The following is a 20480-nucleotide window of genomic DNA, read 5'->3' as shown; positions in this document are numbered from 1 at the left end:
AGTTAAAATGTAATTTTTACTAAATCTTCTCCGCCTTAATGTAAAACAATTCCGTAGCAATTTTAAATTCCTGTCCTTCTACTTTCTGAAAAATCTTAATTTTCCATTCGTTATTTGGGGTAATAACTTCGTAGTTTGTTAGCCCAAATCCTGCTTTAATGGGCATTGTATCAGTTGAATCTTTGTAACGGAAACGCAATTCAACGGTATTATTATCTTTTGGCGTTAATTGATATTGGAGCGTTGGTATATGCTTAGTTCTCAAATACATATCAAAAACTGGCGTAAGATTTTTACCTGTTTTTTCGTTAAAATACTGTATAATTTGCTCCGTAGTGACATGGCTAATTTTGAATTTTTCGGCCAATCCTTTCAACGTTTCAAACCAAATTTTATCATCATTCACCAGATTGCGGAGGGTATGCAACATCCACGTTCCTTTGTAATAAATATCCGAATCGGGTTGTGAATAATTTACGCCCATTGGTCCAATTAATGGCTCTCCGTTACGAATTCCAGCTTTTTGCTTTTCTAAATATTTAATCGACTTCTCGTAACCTTGCGTACATTCCACGTACAAGGCTTCCATATAAGTGGTAAAAGATTCATGAATCCACATCTCGGCGTGGTCGTTGCAACTCAATGAATTGCCAAAATATTCATGTCCAGATTCGTGAATAATGATAAAGTCAAAACCGTATTCATTGGATTTATAATTATTGCCATACGCCACCGCACTTTGGTGTTCCATGCCCCAATAAGGCGTTTCAACCAAGGCATAGCCATCTTTCCAAAACGGATATTTTCCAAAATACTTTTCGTAACAAGCCAACATGGGTTTTACTTGCTTGAAATGAGCTTTGGCTTTTTCTAAATTTGGTTTTAAAACATAATAATCTAAATCTAATTTCTCTCCATCTTGAGCGGTGTAAACATCTTTAAAATTGGCATAATCAGCAATATTTAAAGTCATATTATAATTATTAATCGGGTAACTCACAAACCATTCAAATTCTGTGTAAGGCAGTGGCGGAATATTATTAAGTTGTTTATTATCAGATACTTGAGTTTCTATTTTTAATTCTTTTGTACTCCGTAAATTGCCATTTGAAACACATGTTAAACCTTTTGGCACGGCACACGTAATTCTCACAGAGTCAGGTTCGTCAGATAAATGGTCTTTGTTGGGAAACCATAAACTTGCACCTGTTCCTTCGCAAGAAACCACAATCCAATCTTTTCCATTCACGTCTTTTTTCCAAGAAAACCCACCATCCCAAGGTGGATTTTTGGCAATTTGAGGTTTTCCACGATAGTCTATTTTGATAGCATACGCCTTACCTTTTTTCTGAATATCCGTAAAAATGATAAAAATAGCATTTCCTTCTCGACTATATTTCAAAGGCTTATCGTGCTGAGAAATATTGACAATTTGCATATTTGCGAATAAATCAACCTGCATTTTTTTGAAATCAGCGGTAGATTTATAGTAAATCGTATTGGAACCTTCGATGCTTTGAGAAATGGGAATGACCTTCAATTTAAGGTCGTAAAAGGTTACATCATAACACGTACGAATCGGCGAAAGTGTACCTCTGAGAGAATCTTGACGGGTAAATTGCGCCCTAATTGCAAAACTGAAAAGTATTTGTAAGGCAACAAAAAAGAGTGTTTGTGGATGAATTTTCATGCACAAATTTACAAAAAATACTGAAAAACGCTATATCAAAACAATCCTTAATTTAATGGCTTCCATCGCAATTCCTACTCGTGTTTTTACGCCCATTTTTTGGAATGTCTGTTCACGGTAGCCATCCACGGTGCGAGGACTACAACACATTTTATCGGCAATTTCGGTGTATGTCATTTCTGTACAAGCGAAACGGATAAATTCCAATTCACGATCGCTCAAACCCATTTCAGCCAATGGGTCTTTGACTTTTTCGGGATTTAAACTTTTTAGTAATTTGTCGGTAATATATTCGGTGTAATGAAAACCCTTATGAGTAATGTCATCGAGGGCATTTTTCAACTCCGAAAGTCGGCAACCTTTCAGTAAATACCCCTTTGCACCATTGCGCAGCATTCCGACGATTGCTTCCTCTTTGTCATACATCGAAAGTGCCAAAACTTTCACTTCAGGATAATTATTTTTCAACCACAAAGCAGTTTCATAGCCATCCATTTCTGGCATATTGATGTCCAATAAAACCACTTCTGGAATCAAATTTTCCTTGAATTTTTCAATTAATTCCAAGCCATTTTCCACCTCATACATCACTTCATAATCGTCCATTCGTTGGATCAATCCCGAAATGGCTTGGGCAATTAAGGCGTGGTCGTCGGCTATGACTATTGTGTGTTTCATGGGCTTTTAGTTGTGATTTGCAGTTTCGTTAAATAAATTACAACTGTAAAAAAACTGCTGTTCCTTTATTCAAGACAGAATTAATGGTACATTTCCCACCGATTAGCTCCATCCGTCTTTGCATATTCCGCAAGCCCGCACCCGATAAGTTGATGGATTTTGATTGAATATTTTCAAGTTCAAAACCCTTCCCATTGTCTTTTACGCTAAGCTCGAAAGTTGTTGGAAAATAATGGAGAATAACATCAATATTCGTCGCTTTGGAGTGTTTTAGGGAATTATTCAATACTTCTTGTACAATTCTGAATAGTATAATTTCGGTTTCGTAACCTAACTTTCTTTTGGTCCCCAGCACCGAGATTTCTGTTTCAAAGCGTTTGGTTTTACGGATACGTTGCAATTCGTGCGAGATACTTTCTTCCAACCCAAAATCATGCACAAAATCACCATCCAAACTTTTTGTCAAAGCCCGCAAATCGTTGATTGATTGAGTAATAATTTCATTGGTTTGTTTAATATTTTCGTGTTCAGAATGATCAGATTCCTCCAAAACATTTAGATTTATCTTCGCCACCGAAAGCAATTGACCAATATTGTCGTGTAATTCCTGCCCAATATGCTGCAGTGTTTGGTTCTGCACTTCAATTTGTGATTTCAGAATTTCTTGATCGTAGGCGGTTTTTAGGGCGGTTTTTTCAATTAAGTATTCTCTACCTCGAGATTGATACCTAAATATTGCAACAAAAAGTAATCCCACAATAAAGACTAAGAAAAAGGAAAATCCTACAATGGTTATTATTATATCTTGGTCGGTTGAGGGCATAAAAATCCAATTGATAAGAAGATGTATAATAAATAGTTGGGTACTTTCATCATAACATTATAAAGTGCATTATGTACTTGTGGTTTATGAAAAAATAAATAATTATATAGTCCAGTGTAAATAAAGGAAGAGGAATAATACAGTAATAATCCTGTTCCTATCCATAATAAAGGATTCTTATATACAGGAATATCTACTTTGAAAGGTAGATTTAATAATAAATTGGCAGAAATAATCGTAATAAAAAAACCTTCTACGTTAAGAATATGACCAGGGAAAATTTTAAAACCAAGAAAACCTAAAATTAACGTATCAATAAATAAGAAGAGAATTAATACATAAGGTAACATATTTCTCTTTCTATCTTCAACCGTATTTTTTTGAAATATTAATGTTAAAAGTATAAATTCCATCGGGATGTAAATTTGATATATAAAATTTTCAACATTCTGATTATGTAAAATTTTATATAACGTGTAGTTTATAATTTCAGTTATTAATGATATTGATAGAAGAATAGAGAAAATACTTAAAGATGTTCCTCTATTCTTCCAAACACTTAAACATAATGTTATGCTTAATATAAGAAAATATACTTTTTGATAAGTTGACATAAAATTAAACATCAAAATATTGAATATCGGTCAAAATATCAATGAAAGGGTTGTCATGTCCTCCGACTTCTGACATAATTGAAGTATCGTCATCACCGTCCTGTTTAGAACTATCTAAAATTGTCAATGGTGTACCGTCTCCTTTTATTCCTATTAATAATACTGAAACTTTTTTTCTACTTATTTCAAGTTCATCGATTGTAATTGGCTTACCCCCATCAATAACTTCTTGTGATGGTGGTAAACAAAAAAATACAGAAAGCCCTTCACAATTTTCTTGAGCAAGAATTAGATGTATTAAATCTTTGCTGAAATTAATCCTTCTTATATTGTTCAGTTGAGAATTATGTAACCCATCTCTAAATTTTTCAAAACTTTGAACTGCATCTGATGCAAAGTTTTTACTTACCAATCTGCCAAATTTTTCGTTATTACTTGGTGATAAATTAATAGTTAGTTCTTTTACATTAAAATTTACTATTCCTTTTATAGTCGTGCTATCTTGAATATTGATTTTGATTTCGTTGAGTTTCTGCATCTTCTTATGAGTTTAAAATGTAAAAATAAATTATCCATTCCTAAACCTAACCATTAAAATTCAAAAACACAATATCCAAACCCTCTAATCCCGTAAAAAACTTATTATTAGGCACTTATGGGTAAAAATACCGTAAAAACACGGTGTCGTTTACCGTATTTTTACGGTCATTATTTCTCAATATTATTTTCACAAAACCATTTCTAAAAATAAGGTGTTAATTTTGAATAAAAAACATAAAAATTACTATTTCCTTGAAAAAAGAAGAAAAAAGCGGTCAAATATTTGACGTACAAATACTCAAAAGAATTTACGATTTCCTTATACCTTACCGTCTGAGGTTTTGGTCGTTGGTTACGCTCATCATGGTTTCGGCTTGCGTTGTACCGTTGAATCCATTATTGATAAGATATACGATTGATAATTACATCGCTCAAGGCAATTATCCGAAGCTCGCCTTGATGCTTTTAATCATGATGGGCGTGTTGTTATTGCAAGGATTTTTGCAGTTCGTCAGTGCCTATACAGCGGGTTGGTTGGGACAAACCGTTATCCGTGATATTCGGGTGAAACTTTACGCAAAAATCCTAAAATTACGCTTGAAATTCTTTGATGATACGCCCATTGGTCGTTTAGTTACTCGTACTGTTTCGGATATTGAAACGCTGAATGATGTGTTTTCTGACGGTCTGGCGGCCATTGCGGGAGATATTTTACAGCTAATTATCATCTTTGCCGTAATGTTTTATACCGATTGGCGATTGACTTTGATAACCCTTTCAACGGTTCCTTTCATGGTGGTTTCCACGTATTTCTTTAAGGAATATATCAAAAAATCCTTCAATGAAGTGCGTTTGGCGGTGGCAAATCTCAACTCCTTCGTACACGAGCATATTACGGGTATGAACATTGTCCAGATCTTCAATGCTGAAAAATTAGAATTTACTAAATTCTTGAAAATCAACGAAGTACATCGTGATGCCAACATTCGTTCAATTGGGGCATATTCGATTTATTATCCCGTAGCCGATGTAATTTTAGCGGCAGGAACGGGTTTAATTGTTTGGTTCGGCTCTAAACAAATTCTACACAACGACATGACTTTGGGCACGCTCACGGCTTTTATCATGTTTATGAATTTGTTTTTCCGCCCTATCCGTTTTCTGGCTGACCGTTTCAATACTTTACAAATGGGTATTGTGTCAACCGAAAGGATTTTAAAATTATTAGATTCGGACGATTATTCGGTAAATGATGGAAACATTAAGGCGAATTTGAAAGGAGATGTGAAATTTGAAAACGTTTGGTTTGCCTACAATGACGAAGAATATGTCTTAAAAGATATTTCTTTTGAGGTAAAAGAAGGCGAAACCATCGCCTTAGTGGGAGCAACGGGAGCGGGAAAATCTTCAACGGTAAATCTCTTGAGCCGTTTTTATGACATCAATAAAGGGAAAATTTTGATTGATAATATCGACCTTCAAGAATATGAATTGAACAGCCTTCGGAAACAAATTGGCGTGGTTTTGCAAGACGTTTTCTTGTTTTCGGACACCATTGAATATAATATTACTTTGGGAGATAAAAGCATTACCAGAGAAAAAGTAGTGGAAGCGGCAAAATTGGTGGGGGCTCACGAATTTATCGAAAGATTGCCCCATGGTTACGATTACAATGTGATGGAACGTGGCGCAACGTTATCGGTAGGACAACGCCAATTGATTTCCTTCGTGCGGGCGTTGGTGCATAATCCGAAGGTGATTGTGTTGGATGAAGCAACGTCGTCAGTTGATACCGAAACGGAAGAAATGATACAAAATGCCATCTCTAAATTGATGAAAGGACGTACAGCAATTGTCATTGCCCACCGACTTTCAACGATTCAAAATGCCCATAAAATTTTAGTTTTAGACAAAGGCGAAATCAAAGAATCGGGTACGCATGACGAACTTTTGAATAAAGAAGGTTGGTACTCCGATTTGCACAGTATGCAGTTTGTGTAGCCATTTGTGATTGAGTGATTGGTGAGTTCTGAATTAATCGCCCATGCAAAATTACTAAATCATAATTCACTCAATCACAAATGAACCAAGAAATCATTAATCAATACGGAAATCAGTTAAGGGTTCGGGTATGCGGAATCTGCGTGCAAAAAGGTAAAATTCTCTTAGTGAATCATTCGGGCATGAATGAAAGCGAAGAATTTTGGTCGCCCCCGGGCGGAGGATTACAATTTGGCGAAACCATTGAAGATTGTTTGAAACGAGAATTTTTAGAAGAAACCAGCACGGTAATTTCAGTAGGTAGTTTTCTCAAAATCAATGAATTTGTACAACCGCCCCTTCATGCGATTGAATTATTTTATGAAGTGAAAATTTTGTCTGGCGAAATTGAAATTGGTTTCGACCCTGAAATGGAAGAACAAATCATTAAAGATGTAAAGTGGCTGAGTTTTGAGGAGGTTTTAAACAAAGCAGAGGGACGATTTGCGAAAATTTTAGTAGAAATATTACCTTAATTTTATGCTCTTTATCTGTTGTGTATTAGATTTTTTCGGTTAGGTGAAATAAGCTCATCATGAGATGTTTTACTGAAACAATATAATTCACTCGACGTTTGGCTGTCAATTTCTAAACGATAAATAAAGATGCCTTCGGTATTGATTATTTCAAAACTATTCTTCCCTAAAAACGAAACACTCGGTTTCCTTTACGATAGCCCTTCGCATTTTTAGAAGTTAATATTTTGCCATTTGCCATCACCAGTCTAACACCATTATTACATTCTACTCAGCCTTGATTTTTTTGAGTCAGATTCCCAAACTTGTTAGATATCACAATTATTAGAGGATAAAAATGTTCCATCTTGCGTATTAGCATGAAATATGCCTGAAATAGTAAGATGGCTTTGTGATTGCAAGCTGAGTGTGTGCGATTTCTTGGTTTATAGTGGTGAATACCGTTTTTTTTGTGTGGAATAAGTAAAAAAAGATCCAGAAGACATGTTTTAAACAGCGATTTCAACTTCATTTTCCCATCCAGTTTCTTTCAAAGCGGGGTCGTCTTCTTTTTTCAAGAAATCATTTGTTGATATTGATGAGCCTCGCCACGACAAAATGGCTTCATCGGGAACAATTTTTACGGGTGTAAAATAGGAAGTAGATTTTTCGTGATACGCAAGGTTTGATTGTGAATTATAACATGAAATTATTGACCATCTTGGATGATCCGACAAATTGGCTTCGGAACGATGAAGGATATTACTATGAAAAAAAAGCGCATCTCCTGCTTCAATCTCTACATACACTAATTCCATGGTTTTCAAGGCATTATTGACAAAAACCATGTCTGCACCTACCTGTTCTCCCGCAAATCCGTGATTAACTCTCCCTAATTTATGCGAACCTTTTATCACTTGCAAGCATCCATTTGCTTTATTGGCATTCGTCAAACCTACCATCACAGATACTAATTGGTCGGGAAACATAAACTGGTTTTTATACCAATATCCGTAATCTTGATGCCACTCCCAAGCGCCTCCAACTCTTGGTTCTTTTTGCATTAATTTTGAATGAAAATGACAGACGGGACTTTCTGAATCCAATAATTTTGCGACGGAATTGACCATCCTTTCGCAACGAGTCAAATATCCAAAGGTGTCATTTCCAGGGGTAAACCATAAAGCTAATTTTGTCTTTTTGCCAGATTGGTCGTTCAGATCCAATGAATTTTCAGAAATAGATTTATCTTCGATGGCAATCTTATACAGTTTGTCAATTTCTTCTTTACTAAAAAAGCTTTTTTTGATTACATAACCATCTCGGTAGTATGATTTAATTTCGTCTGGATTAAGCCTATAGTTTTCCATTTTTTAATCGTTGAATCATGAAAATATTCTATGGCAAATATTAAAAAAAATGGCTGAACGATTATCCTTTTTTACCAAGAAAATATTTCAAAGTAAATAATCTTGACAAATACTAAGACAAATTAATTAGTACGAATAAATTTAAGTAACACATTTATTTAATGTTCGACTCAATTTTTATAAAATTTTTAAAAATATTATTATTTTGATTAATCTTTAAAATAATCATATTTATCTCTTTTTTTATTTACTTTAAATACATTTTTCTTTGTTTTAAAAAAATAATTTTCTAAAATATGTTACCGTATAATAATTTTTTTTGGAAGTAAACTATTTTTTTTTATACATTTGTTCAAACAAAAGAGAATTAATGGTTACTATATCCGCCTTATCTCTCTCGTGTCTTTTTAGCCAATATATTTATAAAAACATTTTAGCACGTGCTATGTCATGCTTGAAGGTATGAGATGGAGAAATTGCGGTATGTCAAATTTTGAAACAAAGGATTTTTGGCCTCCTCTTCAACTCTTACTCGTATTCCCTCATTTCATGATTGCTTTAAATTTATATTGGTCTTCCCTGAAGGCTACAATTCCTTTTTTTGCAAATCTCAATTTTGTTGGGGTTTGTGAGTATGGATAATTATTATTCTTACTCAAAATAAAATTGATTAGAACCACTATCTCTTAAACATTTATCGGAATCTGTATTTTCTGTAATCATCTGATTATCAGCACGGAATCGGTATGTTTTAACGATAGCAACTAATCATTTTTACATTTTAAACTAATTTTTTAAAATCAATTTAAACAAACAAAAAAATGAAAAAGTTAACTTTAGCAATTATTGCAGTTTTAGGATTTGGGTTTGGTGCTTCAGCACAAGCAGATACTTATTTTGATTCTCATCAAGTAACCGTTACTATCCCACCTGTAGCTTTATTAGACATTGAGGCATCTGCTTCAAAAGATTTTACGGTTGCCTTCACCGCTCCAACAGAAGCGGGTGATCCAATTGTTGCTCCTACAACAGGTTTGAATACGAAGTGGTTGAATTATTCCTCTATTGTGAATGCCTCGGGTTCAGGAATGACTCGTAGAGTAACAGTGGAGTCAATGGCGGCAGTTCCTGCTGGAATTACCATTGGTGTAACGGCTGGAACTCCTACTGGAACGGGAACTCCGGGTGCTTCAGCAGGTGCAGTTCCAACTATTTCAAATTCTCCCGTAGACGTGATAACGGGTATTGGAAGCGTTTATACAGGAACTGGAACTGGCGTTGGTAGCCAACTTACTTATGCAATTGGCTTAGGAACGTATGCTTCTTTGGTAGCTGGTAATGTAATCGTAACGGTTAAATATACTTTGGTAGATAATTAGAATTTTCTTGATAGGGTTTTACAAAGTAGAGTTAGTTTTATACTTATTCTACTTTGTATTCAGATAAACGTATATATCAATACGTTAGAAAACGGTTTCAATTTTATCAGTTGGAATCTTAAATAATCACGAATCATGAAAAGAATAATCATCTTAGGAATGATGTGTATAGGCATAAATAATGTAGGTTTTTCACAAGCAGATACCTATTTTGACTCACATCAAGTTACTGTTACAATTCCAAATGTGGCATTGTTGGATTTAGAAACGTCGGCACCCAGTAAAAATTTCAATCTGAATTTTAATGCTCCTACTGAGGCTGGATTGAAGATAGTAAATCCACTTTCAAATGCGTCAGTGTGGCTAAACTACTCTTCTATCGTATCTGGTCCGAGTGGTGCTCATCCAGTTAGAAAGGTGACAGTTCAAAGTAATATAAACCCACCTGCGGGAATTGCTTTTTCTGCAACTGCTTCAAATGATGCAGGTGCTGGTGGCGGAACGGTTGGTAGTACTTTGGGGAATGTAAGTATTGATAATACTGTTCAAGATATTATTCAAAATATCTACAGTTGTTATACTGGTACTGGTCCATTAAAAGGGCATCAATTAACCTACAATGCCAATGTTCCAACTGGTAGTTTGGCTTATGCACAATTACGGGCAGGTTCAACCGCAATGACAATTACTTATACTTTAACAGATCAGTAATTGTTAAAAAGGCTTGTGTAAATTTTATATTTACTTAAATTTATACAAGCCTTTTTTAAAAGTTATCTCTTTAATCTTAATTAAATTTTACAATTAATCTTAATAATACTTTATAAAATAGCCATGAAATCTTCTCGAATTTTCCTTTTCCTGTTTCTTATAGGGGTTAACCGTTTACGTACTACAGCCAGCGTACTGATAGTAAATGGACTCACTCACTTGCACAATGGAGCGAGTGGAAACAACTTGTCTGGCACAATCAAAATGAAAAATGATGGCAAAAAAGATGCAAGAGTTTTAATTTATAGTAAAGATTTATCCCTTTCCTGTGAAAGCTCATCTGCTTCGTATTTAGAAGTAAATAGTCATAATCGCTCCTTAGGAAAATGGCTTAAAACCAATGTGGATGAAAAAGTATTGCAGCCGAACGAAGAATATGAAGTTACTTATTCCATTGATATTCCAACGGGTGTGATTGAGCATGGCACCTATTGGGAATTAATTATGGTCGAAGTTGCTGACCCAATCAGAGACGAAACCCCGCAAGGAGTTAAAGTTGATTCAAAAGTTAGATATGGAATTCAAGTAATAACAAACATTGGTGCTTATAAAAGTCCTACATTAAGTTTTTCAAAGATTGATTTAAAAAACTTACCAAAAAATCTAAATGATACAACAGGCCAGACCAATCCAAAAGTGATTACGGTTAGAATACACAACGAGGGAATATTTCTGGCGCAAGCCAAGTTAAACATCGAAATTTTTAATAGTTCAGGAGATAAAGTGAAAGTGATTCATGGAACGCAAAGAAAGATTTATCCAAATTTTTGTACTGATTTTGAAATTGAATTAATAGATCTGCCAAAGGGCAAATATGAAGGGGTTTTAGTGGCAGACAATGGGAAAGAGTTGTACGGTGAGAATTTAACGATAGAAATTGATTGAGCTTTATTGGCTATTTATACTTTCACATAGTTGTTTTTTAATTTAAGACCCACAACGTCGAGATACTTTATAGGTCTAATTTTTAAACTTTTATCTCTCATTATTACCACAAAACTACTAATTACCTTGAAAAATCTAATACAAATATTGATACTTTTAATGGTTCCACTCGCAATTTCTGCCCAAAATTCGCTGAGTATAAAAGTATTAAATCCCCAAAAGAAGGTTAAGCCCGGCAGTCATTTCACTATGTTTGTGGAAGTGAGTTCAAATAAACCTTATGAAAATAAAGTAGAAGTTGAACTCTTACTACCCGAAGAATGGAATGTATTGATGAGCAAAGCACCTAAAAATATCAAGGGCGAAGTTTTAGCAAAATATATGTTTACCATTGCGACTTCAGCTCAAACATCAAAGGGAATCTGCAATTTTGGAATAAGGGCATTTGGGAAAGGTTATACAGAAGAAATTGACAACCAAAATATCGAAGTTGAGCAAATAAGAATGTTAGAAATAACTTCAATGAGTCCCCCTGAATTTGTGAAAGAAGGAGATACACTGAAAACAGAATATTTTATTCAAAATTTTGGTAATAATGCTGAAAGAATAAACATAAAATCAGTGTATGGAAAAGTTATTTTACCTAAAATTGACACGTTAATTAAAGCGGATACTACTAAGTCATTAAGTGGAAAACCTACTAAAAAAGAAAAGAAAAAACGAGTCAAAAAAATTAAAGAACTTCCATTTGAATTACGCTCAGATTCTTTGACTGTCAATCCGAATGAATCTGTACAATTGCAAGTTGTACAAATAATTCCAAAAACAAATTATGGTTCTTGGAATGCGTATTCCAACTTGCAAGTTCAGATGAAAGATTCATTGAAACCGATTATTACAAATGTCGCTATTCCAGTAATTTCTGATAAAATTCCGAAAAGTGACCTTTATTTGCGTTTTCCAGTTGATGTTGGGGTATGGTATAATTATTTCAAATTTGGAGATAGAGAAGTGGGAGGATACCAATTTGATATTAGAGGAGATGGCGATTTAGATTTCGCTCAAAAGCACCATTTAACGTTCATAGTTCATGGACCAAATAGATTTGACGTTCCTGCGGTTGGTAGTTATGATATTTATAGCTTAGAATATATGTTCAGGAAGAGGACTAAGTTTATTGTCGGAGATTATAATCTGCGGGTTAGCAATCTAATTGAACTTGGCAGGTTTGGACGTGGTTTAAGGGTTGAGAAAATTACTGAAAAATTTGATTATGCTATATTTTATACAAACCCGAGATTTAATCCTTATCAAAAAGATACCTATGGCGGTTCATTTACCTACAAACAATCAGGAAAATTAAATTTTACTTTGAATTATGTATCAAAAATACTTTTGGATAATACGCACACTTTCAGCGGTGATTTTTTAGGAATTAACACGAAATATAATACTAAAAAATTCCAATTAGAAAATGAAATTTCAGGAAACGTTGCGGATGAGAATACAGGATTTGGATTTTTTAATAGATTAGACTGGCGTTTTGGAAGATTTCAATACAGCAATAACATAATATATACTGATAAAGCATTTTACGGTTTTTATCGGAATAGCTATTTGTTGTTAAACAGCATAAATTATAACCTCACTTCAAAAATTAATCTTGGGTTACTCCACAATATTACGAGACTAAATCCAAGCCTTGATTTGACAGTTTTTAATACCTCGCCCTATTCTCAGTTTAGCATGGCGATGATAAATTATCAAATATCTCATACGCACAGAGCATATTTGAGCTATGAAATGCAATCAAGAGAAGACCGAGCACCTATAAAATCGTTTAATTACAAAGAAGATTATGTTCGTTTATCATATTCAGTTAATGCTCAGAAATTTAATTTATGGTCAAATTTTCGTTATGGAACAACCAAAAATTTATTAACTCAAATTGACTCATCTGCAAATTCAAGATTATTTCAAAGTTCAATTCAACCACAATTCCGAATTTTACCTTGGTTCTGGTTAGGTGGATATTTTGACTATCAACGTACTGCACGCTTCTCAAATGATAATATTGGTCGGAATTTCTATTTCTATGGAGGTACTGCACGAATCAATATTTCAAAATACTTTAATGCCAATTTTAGTTATAGAAATAATTATGCACCCGACGAACTGATTGAAAAACGCTCATATTTAGACTTATACGCAAATCTTCAATTGGGAAATCATCAACTTTCAATTATTGGTGGGCGTGTTTTTATCCCAAATGCACAATTTAAGAATGAGGATACCGATTATTTTACGATAAAATATGCGTTCAGAATAAACACCCCGATTGCGAGAAATAAAAAACTTAGTAGTATAAAAGGGACTTTATCCTCAACTGATTATGGCATAAATCCAAAAGGAATTATAGTTCAGATGGGCGACCGTAGGGTGTTAGCTGATGCAACAGGATACTTTCAATTTAATGACCTTGCTCCACAACGTTATTTCTTAAATGTAGTCAGAAGTTCGATGGAAAAAGGGGTTATTTTAGGAATTAAAAACCCTATTGAAGTAGTTGTAAAGGCAGATACTGCATCAAATATTAGTATTCCGTTAACCAAAACAGGAAACATAACTGGCAAAGTCAATTTTGTCAAAAGTAATGCAATAGGAGTGATGGATATTACACAAAACAAGCCTTTGGTCTTAGTAAAAATCTTTAATGAAAAAGAATCATTTTTAACCCAAGTGAATAAAAACGATGAATTTTCATTCAAAGAAATTAAACCTGGAATTTATAAGATTTTAGCTTGGATACCTGGGAAAACTGACCAATATACTATTAGTAATTCAGACCAAGAACTCGAACTGAATGCTAATAAAACAAGGGAGATTTTGATAAGTATTACACCAACAATTAGAAAAATACAGTTCTCAAACAAAACAATTCAACTTAGCACAAAACGATGAAATACTCATTAATCATAGCCTTTTGTCTATGCCAGTGGGTAGGCTTCTGTCAGACAACAACTAACACAAATGTTGGGGTAAGTTTGCCATCCATTGCTTTGTTAGATATTGAAAATAGCGGTAGTATTAATTTGGGCTTCTCCGCCCCTACCGAAGGAGGAAGTCCGTTAATAAATAATAGTAGCAACAATTCGGCTTGGTTAAATTTCACCTCCGCTTTGGGCGTGGGTGGAAGCAGAAATGTATCAGCTTATATTTCCTCGGGTATTACTCCATCTGGATACGCAATTATTTTAGAAACCGCCACATATTCAGGAGCAGGCGGTGGGCAATTGGGGTATAGATTGCCATTTGTTAGTTTGTCGAATATGCCCCAAAAAGTCATTGATAATATTGGTGGAGCATTCACGGGGAATGGTTTGGGAAATGGTTATAATTTGAGATATTCACTCGCTATTACTAATTACGGAGCATTAAGGAAAGAGAATTCAACGTTTACAATTACCTATACTTTAACCGACAATTAAACTTATGAAAACGATGTTATTTTCCATAATACTCTTATTATCAACTATTTGTGTTGAAGCACAATCCATAAATGCCATAGGAAGTTGGTCGGTTTCAGTTCCATCAAATACAATTTCAGAAGCTGGAAATGATTACAATATAAATCTGACGAGTGTTACAAATCAGACGATGATAGAAATTAACGTTCCTTCAACAACAGCCAATTGGCGAGTGGATGTCGATAAACAGGATTCATTTTGGAATAATTCCTTATCCCTTTGGATTCGTAAAACGGGTGATGGGATTGGGATTTTAGGAAGTAGTATTTCACCGATTGGAACGATTCCTTTTTTTCGATTGGCTAATATGGGTCAACCATTTATTACGGGTGTAAAGAATTATGTGGGTATTCCAGTTCAGTATGAAATTAGAGGTTTATCCGTACTGATTCCTGCCTCAACATACAACACAACCGTTGTTTATACCATTACTGAGTATTAAAAAACATTCAAAATCAAGGAGAAATGTGTGGATGATTTTGAGTTACTGAAAACGTACCTTTTAACGAAGGTTATATTGGCTATAATATAAAAAGTAACATTGTAATGGCAAGGTAATAACTCCTTGCCATTCTTTTTTTACACAACAAAAATAACTAAAAACATTATGCCGCAGCCAATGCCTCCGCACCACCAACGATTTCAAGAATCTCTTTGGTAATTGCCGCCTGACGTGAACGGTTATATTGTAACTTTAACTCTTTAATTAATTCCCCAGCATTATCCGTTGCTTTGTCCATTGCTGTCATTCTGGCACCATGCTCTGAAGCATTAGATTCCAAAACAGCTTTGTAAATTTGCAATTTCAAGGCTTTAGGCATCAATTCGGTAATAATTTCTTCTTCTGATGGTTCAAAGATATAATCAACTGCTGATGTTTTTACTGAATCATCTTTCTTTTCAACCATTGGTAAAACTTGCTCGGTTGTCAAAACTTGTGTTGCTACGTTCTTGAATTGATTATAAACCACTTCAACAACGTCGTATTTACCGTTTTCAAAACCTTTCATGGCTTCTTCGGCGGCTTCACGCACGGCTGTAAAACTTAAACGAGCGTAAATACCAGCAAATTTATTGGTTACATTATATCCACGACGAGTCAAGTATTCACTTCCTTTCTTACCAATTGCCATTACTTCAACATTACCCGAAGCTTGTTGAGAAGCATATTTTTCGTCGATTAGACTAATAACAACTTTTCCAACGTTTGCATTGAAAGCTCCACATAAACCACGGTCTGATGTTACAGCAATCACTAAAACGTTTTTAATTTCACGAACTACTGTATAGGGATTCTCGTTTGAACCATCAGTATTTGATGAAACAGTTGCAATCATTTCAGTCAATTTCTTTGAGTATGGGCGCATCTGTGTGATGGCTTCCGTAGCTCTACGAAGTTTGGCTGCCGAAACCATTTTCATGGCTTTGGTTATTTGTTGAGTGGAATTTACCGATACAATTCGGTTACGGACTTCTTTTAACGAAGGCATGATTTTTTAGTTATGAGTTATGAGAGATGAGTTATGAGTTTTTACCCATTCCCATACTTTCATACTCTTGACTTCATAATTCTATTTCTTAATAAATTATGAGCAATATATTACAAATTCAAAAACTTATAATATATCACTCATTTTTTATAACTAAAATTTGTATTGATTTATAACAAACAAACTATGAGCTTAATACTCATAACTCATCTCTCATAACTCATCACTAAATTTTAAGCGTATTTTGGAGCTACTTCTTTAGAAACTTTCGTTAAAACGTCAGTCAAAGAATCATCAAATTTACCTGCTTTTAAGGCTTCCATGGTTGATTTTTGCGTTGCGTTCATTACGTTTACAAAATCTTTCTCGAAAGCACGAACATTGGCAACGGCCACTTTATCCAAAAGCCCTTTAGTCGAAAGGAAAATCATCGCAACTTGCTCTTCAACTCTTTGTGGAGCACCATTTGGTTGCTTCAACATTTCAAGGTTACGCTTACCACGCTCAATCGTTAATTTAGTAGAAGCATCTAAATCTGAACCAAATTTTGCAAAGGCTTCTAATTCACGGAACTGTGCTTGGTCAAGTTTCAATGTACCAGCTACTTTTTTCATCGACTTGATTTGTGCATTACCACCCACACGTGATACCGAAATACCTACGTTGATAGCTGGACGAATACCTGCGTTGAAAAGGTTTGTTTCCAAGAAAATCTGACCATCTGTAATTGAGATTACGTTGGTAGGAATATAAGCAGAAACGTCACCAGCTTGGGTTTCGATGATTGGAAGGGCTGTTAATGAACCACCACCTTTTACCAAATGCTTGATAGATTCTGGAAGGTCGTTCATGTTTTTCGCAATCTCGTCAGAAGAGTTAATCTTGGCAGCACGCTCTAATAAACGACTGTGAAGATAGAAAACATCTCCTGGATATGCCTCACGTCCTGGTGGACGACGAAGTAAAAGAGAAACTTCACGGTATGAAACCGCTTGTTTCGATAAATCATCATAAACAATCAAAGCAGGACGACCTGTATCACGGAAAAATTCACCGATAGCAGCACCCGTAAATGGAGCATAAAATTGCATCGCTGCCGGCTCAGAAGAACCTGCCGCTACAATCACGGTATAGTCCATTGCACCTGCTTTACGAAGCGTTTGCTCAATTTGTTTAATGGTTGAAGACTTTTGTCCACAAGCTACATATATACAATAAACAGGATTACCTGCATCGAAGTATTCTTTTTGATTGATAATGGTATCAATACAAACGGTAGTTTTACCTGTCTGACGGTCACCGATCACCAATTCACGTTGTCCACGACCTACTGGAATCATTGCGTCAATCGCTTTGATACCTGTCTGCATTGGTTCTGTTACTGGCTGACGGAAAATTACGCCTGGAGCTTTACGTTCCAAAGGCATTTCGTATAAATCGCCTGTAATTGGGCCGTTACCATCAACTGGCTCTCCAAGTGTGTTCACTACACGTCCACAAATACCGTCACCAACTTTAATTGATGCGATTTCATCTGTACGTTTTACCGTGTCACCTTCTTTGATTCCCGATGCGTCTCCTAACAATACTGCTCCGACGTTGTCTTCTTCAAGATTCAAAACAAGGGCTTTTAAACCGTTTTCAAAAACGACTAATTCACCTGCTTGTACTTTCGTTAGTCCGTAAATACGGGCTACACCATCACCGATTTGCAATACGGTACCTACTTCTTGAAGTTCAGCTTCTGACTTTGCTCCTGAGAGTTGTTCTCTCAAAATTGCTGATACTTCATCTGGTCTGACTGATGCCATTATTTATAAGTTTTTTTGTGATTTTTGTTCAGTGAGAAATTATGGATTTGGGGTTGAGAATTAGGGATTAGGTAAAATATATCTAAAACCTACTCTTTTTGCCAAAAAACACTCCTTTTTCGGGTGCAAAATTATGGAAGAAATTTCACAATTCCATGATTTATAGAAATAATAGTGCATAATTGTTATACTTTTTTGAGATTTAGGTTTTAAGATTATTAATTATACTAATGTAAAAGAAATGTGTAATTCCAAAGGATCGTTTATGTAAAATGGTTTGAGTAATTTTGTAGATAATTGAGAACCTACTCATTCCATCATCAACCAAACAATCCTTTGAAAAAATTATTACAAAATTACAAATCTGATATTATAGCCACTTATCAATTAGCCTTACCAATTATTGCGGGTCAATTAGGGATTATGCTCATGGGTTTTGCCGATACAGTGCAAGTTGGACGAATGGATAAAGGTTCAGTTCAAGCCCTTGCCGCCTCCGCAGATGCCAATGGAATTCTGATAAATATTGCCATTATTGGCTATATCTGTCTGCAAATTATTTCGCCAATGGTTTCAAAAGCAAAGGCTGAAAACAATTTTTCGGAATGTTTTAGGCTTTTAAAATCTAATATTATTGTAGCGTTAATAATGAGTGTATTTTGCTGCATCGTTGTTGTTTTTATTGGCCGTAATTTAGAAATATTCAAGCAACCTGCTGAAATTAAAACACTTACTCAAGAATATTTATGGTTGATGACCTTATCAACGATTCCTTCTTTTTTATTTACAGCCATGAAAAGTTTTACTGACGGTTTAGGTTATAGTAAGTTAGGAATGAAAATCACTTTTTCTGCCTTGGTTATGAATATTATCCTTAATTATTGTTTTTTGAATGGCATATGGCTTTTCCCAAAATGGGGATTGAATGGAACAGGAGTTGCTACCCTCATTTCAAGAATTTATATGGCGATTACCTTGTGCTATTTTCTCTTTCGGACAAATACTTTTAAACAATATTTACAGGATAAATTACCGTTTGAAAGTTTAGGAAAATCAATCAAATATATCCTAAAAATAGGGCTTCCAAGTGGTTTACAGGGCTTTTCGGAGATTGCGGCTTTCTACGGGGCAGTCGTCATGATGGGTTGGATAAGCATCGAACACAAAGCCGCTCATTTGGTAGCAATTGGGTATGTTTCACTCACGTATATGGCGGCAACGGGCATTGCAGTAGCGGGTGGCATTCGGGTTGGAGCGGGTGTCGGCGAAAGAAGTCGAACCGCTATTTTCAAAGCTGGTACAACGGCATTAGTGATGGGGTTTATTTTTATGGCAATTTGTGCCGTGTTTCTATTGATTTTTAATGTAGAATTTGCCAGTTATGTCAAAGATGAACAAGTTATTATGTTGGCAGCAGAACTAATAATTTGGGGGGGATTTTTCCAGCTTTTTGATGGCGTCCAAGCGGTTAGTTTAGGGATTTTAAGAGGCATGCAAGATGTAAATATTCCAACGATTATTACCATTTTTGCCTATTGGGGCGTGGGCTTACCGATGAGCTATATTCTTGGTTTTCAATATGATATGAAACATATTGGCATCTGGATTGGACTAACTTCGGCTTTATTTGCTTCGGCAAGTTTATTGAGTTGGCGGTTTTACAATAAGGTAAAACGAATTGATTTGTAAATATTCAAAACCCATATTTCTTCCATAATTCAGGCATTTCAATTTCAAAGCTGAGTGCCTTTTTTGTTGTAGGATGATTTAATGATAGTTGGTAAGATTGCAAAAAAATACTTCCATCGGGTGAACTTCTTTTGAATCCGTATTTCAAATCTCCCAAAATGGGCGAACCAATGGCTGATAATTGGGAACGAATTTGATGAAATCGTCCTGTTAATAGCTTAATTTCAAGTAAATAATAACGTTCAGAAGACTGGATAACTTTATAAATCAACTCCGATTTATGACTGCCTTTGACTTCTTTTGTAAATGCTTTTGATAGATTTTTCTTTGCATCTTTCAACAACCAATGAGTCAATTTTGCATCCGCCTCTACTGGTTTATTGGCAACAACGGCTTTATATTTTTTGGTAATATTTCTATTTTGAAAATCTCTACTGAGCTGTTTGGCTGAATGCTCAGTTTTAGCAAAAATAACCAACCCACTCACTCGTTGGTCGAGGCGATGAATAAGATAAATGTTGGAGCGTTCTTGGGAAAGAATTTCTAAAAGTGAAGGGTTATCATTCTTATCGGGTTGTGTAGGAATACCGCTTGATTTATTCACCACGAGGATTTCGGAATCTTCAAAAATAATTTGATAAGGTTGCATAAATTTATAAAAGGTAGAATACAAGGATTAAACCCCTTACATTCTACCTTTTTTATATCAAAAAAATGT

The 20480-nt window shown here is 34.9% G+C and carries 18 protein-coding genes; 9 read left to right on the top strand and 9 right to left on the bottom strand.

The window, feature by feature from the left end; translation table 11 throughout:
* Positions 1-19: 19 nt before the first annotated feature.
* The 5 genes from AC1W31_RS06415 to AC1W31_RS06395 all read right to left on the bottom strand — a co-directional run bounded on the left by AC1W31_RS06415 (position 20) and on the right by AC1W31_RS06395 (position 4343).
* A complete protein-coding gene (locus AC1W31_RS06415; RefSeq protein ID WP_481733588.1) occupies positions 20-1690 on the bottom strand; it encodes a M1 family metallopeptidase in 1671 nt (556 codons plus the stop codon).
* 30 nt (positions 1691-1720) lie between these two features.
* Positions 1721-2368, bottom strand: coding sequence for a response regulator (locus AC1W31_RS06410; RefSeq protein ID WP_481733587.1), 648 nt, complete (start codon positions 2366-2368; stop codon positions 1721-1723).
* Positions 2369-2405: 37 nt separating this feature from the next.
* Positions 2406-3191 carry a sensor histidine kinase gene (locus AC1W31_RS06405; protein WP_481733586.1) on the bottom strand — a complete coding sequence of 262 codons (786 nt, stop codon included), beginning with the start codon at positions 3189-3191 and terminating at the stop codon, positions 2406-2408.
* Complete coding sequence (locus AC1W31_RS06400) at positions 3167-3604, bottom strand: hypothetical protein (protein ID WP_481733585.1); 438 nt, start codon at positions 3602-3604, stop codon at positions 3167-3169. The genes AC1W31_RS06405 and AC1W31_RS06400 overlap by 25 nt, the downstream gene beginning before the upstream one ends.
* Before the next feature lie 205 nt (positions 3605-3809).
* Entirely contained in the window at positions 3810-4343 is a 534-nt protein-coding gene (locus AC1W31_RS06395) for a hypothetical protein (protein ID WP_481733584.1), read from the bottom strand.
* Between the two features lie 254 nt (positions 4344-4597).
* On the opposite strand from AC1W31_RS06395, the gene AC1W31_RS06390 reads away from it, so the two are divergent.
* Positions 4598-6346: an ABC transporter ATP-binding protein gene (locus AC1W31_RS06390; protein WP_481733583.1), complete on the top strand. Its 1749-nt coding sequence runs from the start codon at positions 4598-4600 to the stop codon at positions 6344-6346.
* An 80-nt stretch (positions 6347-6426) separates the two neighbouring features.
* A complete protein-coding gene (locus tag AC1W31_RS06385; protein ID WP_481733582.1) occupies positions 6427-6861 on the top strand; it encodes an NUDIX domain-containing protein in 435 nt (144 codons plus the stop codon).
* A 488-nt stretch (positions 6862-7349) separates the two neighbouring features.
* Here AC1W31_RS06385 and AC1W31_RS06380 read toward each other — a convergent pair whose 3' ends face one another.
* Positions 7350-8210, bottom strand: a complete 861-nt coding sequence (locus AC1W31_RS06380) for a phytanoyl-CoA dioxygenase family protein (RefSeq protein ID WP_481733581.1) — start codon at positions 8208-8210, stop codon at positions 7350-7352.
* A gap of 821 nt (positions 8211-9031) precedes the next feature.
* Here AC1W31_RS06380 and AC1W31_RS06375 point away from each other — a divergent pair.
* The 6 genes from AC1W31_RS06375 (at position 9032) to AC1W31_RS06350 (ending at position 15214) form a co-directional block, all read left to right on the top strand.
* Positions 9032-9589, top strand: a complete 558-nt coding sequence (locus AC1W31_RS06375) for a hypothetical protein (RefSeq protein ID WP_481733580.1) — start codon at positions 9032-9034, stop codon at positions 9587-9589.
* 135 nt (positions 9590-9724) lie between these two features.
* The gene (locus tag AC1W31_RS06370; RefSeq protein WP_481733579.1) at positions 9725-10300 is read left to right on the top strand and encodes a hypothetical protein; all 576 of its coding nucleotides are present in this window, start codon (positions 9725-9727) and stop codon (positions 10298-10300) included.
* Positions 10301-10423: 123 nt separating this feature from the next.
* Entirely contained in the window at positions 10424-11245 is an 822-nt protein-coding gene (locus AC1W31_RS06365; RefSeq protein ID WP_481733578.1) for a hypothetical protein, read from the top strand.
* A gap of 126 nt (positions 11246-11371) precedes the next feature.
* Positions 11372-14206, top strand: a complete 2835-nt coding sequence (locus AC1W31_RS06360) for a hypothetical protein (RefSeq protein ID WP_481733577.1) — start codon at positions 11372-11374, stop codon at positions 14204-14206.
* On the top strand, positions 14203-14733 hold the full coding sequence (locus AC1W31_RS06355) for a hypothetical protein (protein ID WP_481733576.1): 531 nt from the start codon (positions 14203-14205) through the stop codon (positions 14731-14733). The genes AC1W31_RS06360 and AC1W31_RS06355 overlap by 4 nt, the downstream gene beginning before the upstream one ends.
* A gap of 13 nt (positions 14734-14746) precedes the next feature.
* On the top strand, positions 14747-15214 hold the full coding sequence (locus AC1W31_RS06350) for a hypothetical protein (RefSeq protein ID WP_481733575.1): 468 nt from the start codon (positions 14747-14749) through the stop codon (positions 15212-15214).
* Between the two features lie 163 nt (positions 15215-15377).
* Here AC1W31_RS06350 and atpG read toward each other — a convergent pair whose 3' ends face one another.
* Positions 15378-16262, bottom strand: coding sequence for an ATP synthase F1 subunit gamma (gene atpG / locus AC1W31_RS06345; protein WP_481733574.1), 885 nt, complete (start codon positions 16260-16262; stop codon positions 15378-15380).
* A gap of 233 nt (positions 16263-16495) precedes the next feature.
* On the bottom strand, positions 16496-18073 hold the full coding sequence (gene atpA / locus AC1W31_RS06340; protein ID WP_481733573.1) for a F0F1 ATP synthase subunit alpha: 1578 nt from the start codon (positions 18071-18073) through the stop codon (positions 16496-16498).
* A gap of 336 nt (positions 18074-18409) precedes the next feature.
* Here atpA and AC1W31_RS06335 point away from each other — a divergent pair, with 336 nt between their 5' ends.
* Positions 18410-19762 (top strand): MATE family efflux transporter, encoded by a 1353-nt coding sequence (locus AC1W31_RS06335; RefSeq protein WP_481733572.1) that lies wholly within the window; start codon positions 18410-18412, stop codon positions 19760-19762.
* A 4-nt stretch (positions 19763-19766) separates the two neighbouring features.
* Here the strand turns inward: AC1W31_RS06335 and AC1W31_RS06330 are convergent, their stop codons facing one another.
* The gene (locus AC1W31_RS06330; protein WP_481733571.1) at positions 19767-20411 is read right to left on the bottom strand and encodes an RluA family pseudouridine synthase; all 645 of its coding nucleotides are present in this window, start codon (positions 20409-20411) and stop codon (positions 19767-19769) included.
* Positions 20412-20480: the final 69 nt, after the last annotated feature.

The sequence above is a fragment of the Arcicella sp. genome (genome assembly GCF_964672035.1).
The sequence above is the reverse complement of the archived record's forward strand: the minus strand, read 5'-3'. Positions and strand labels throughout refer to the sequence as shown.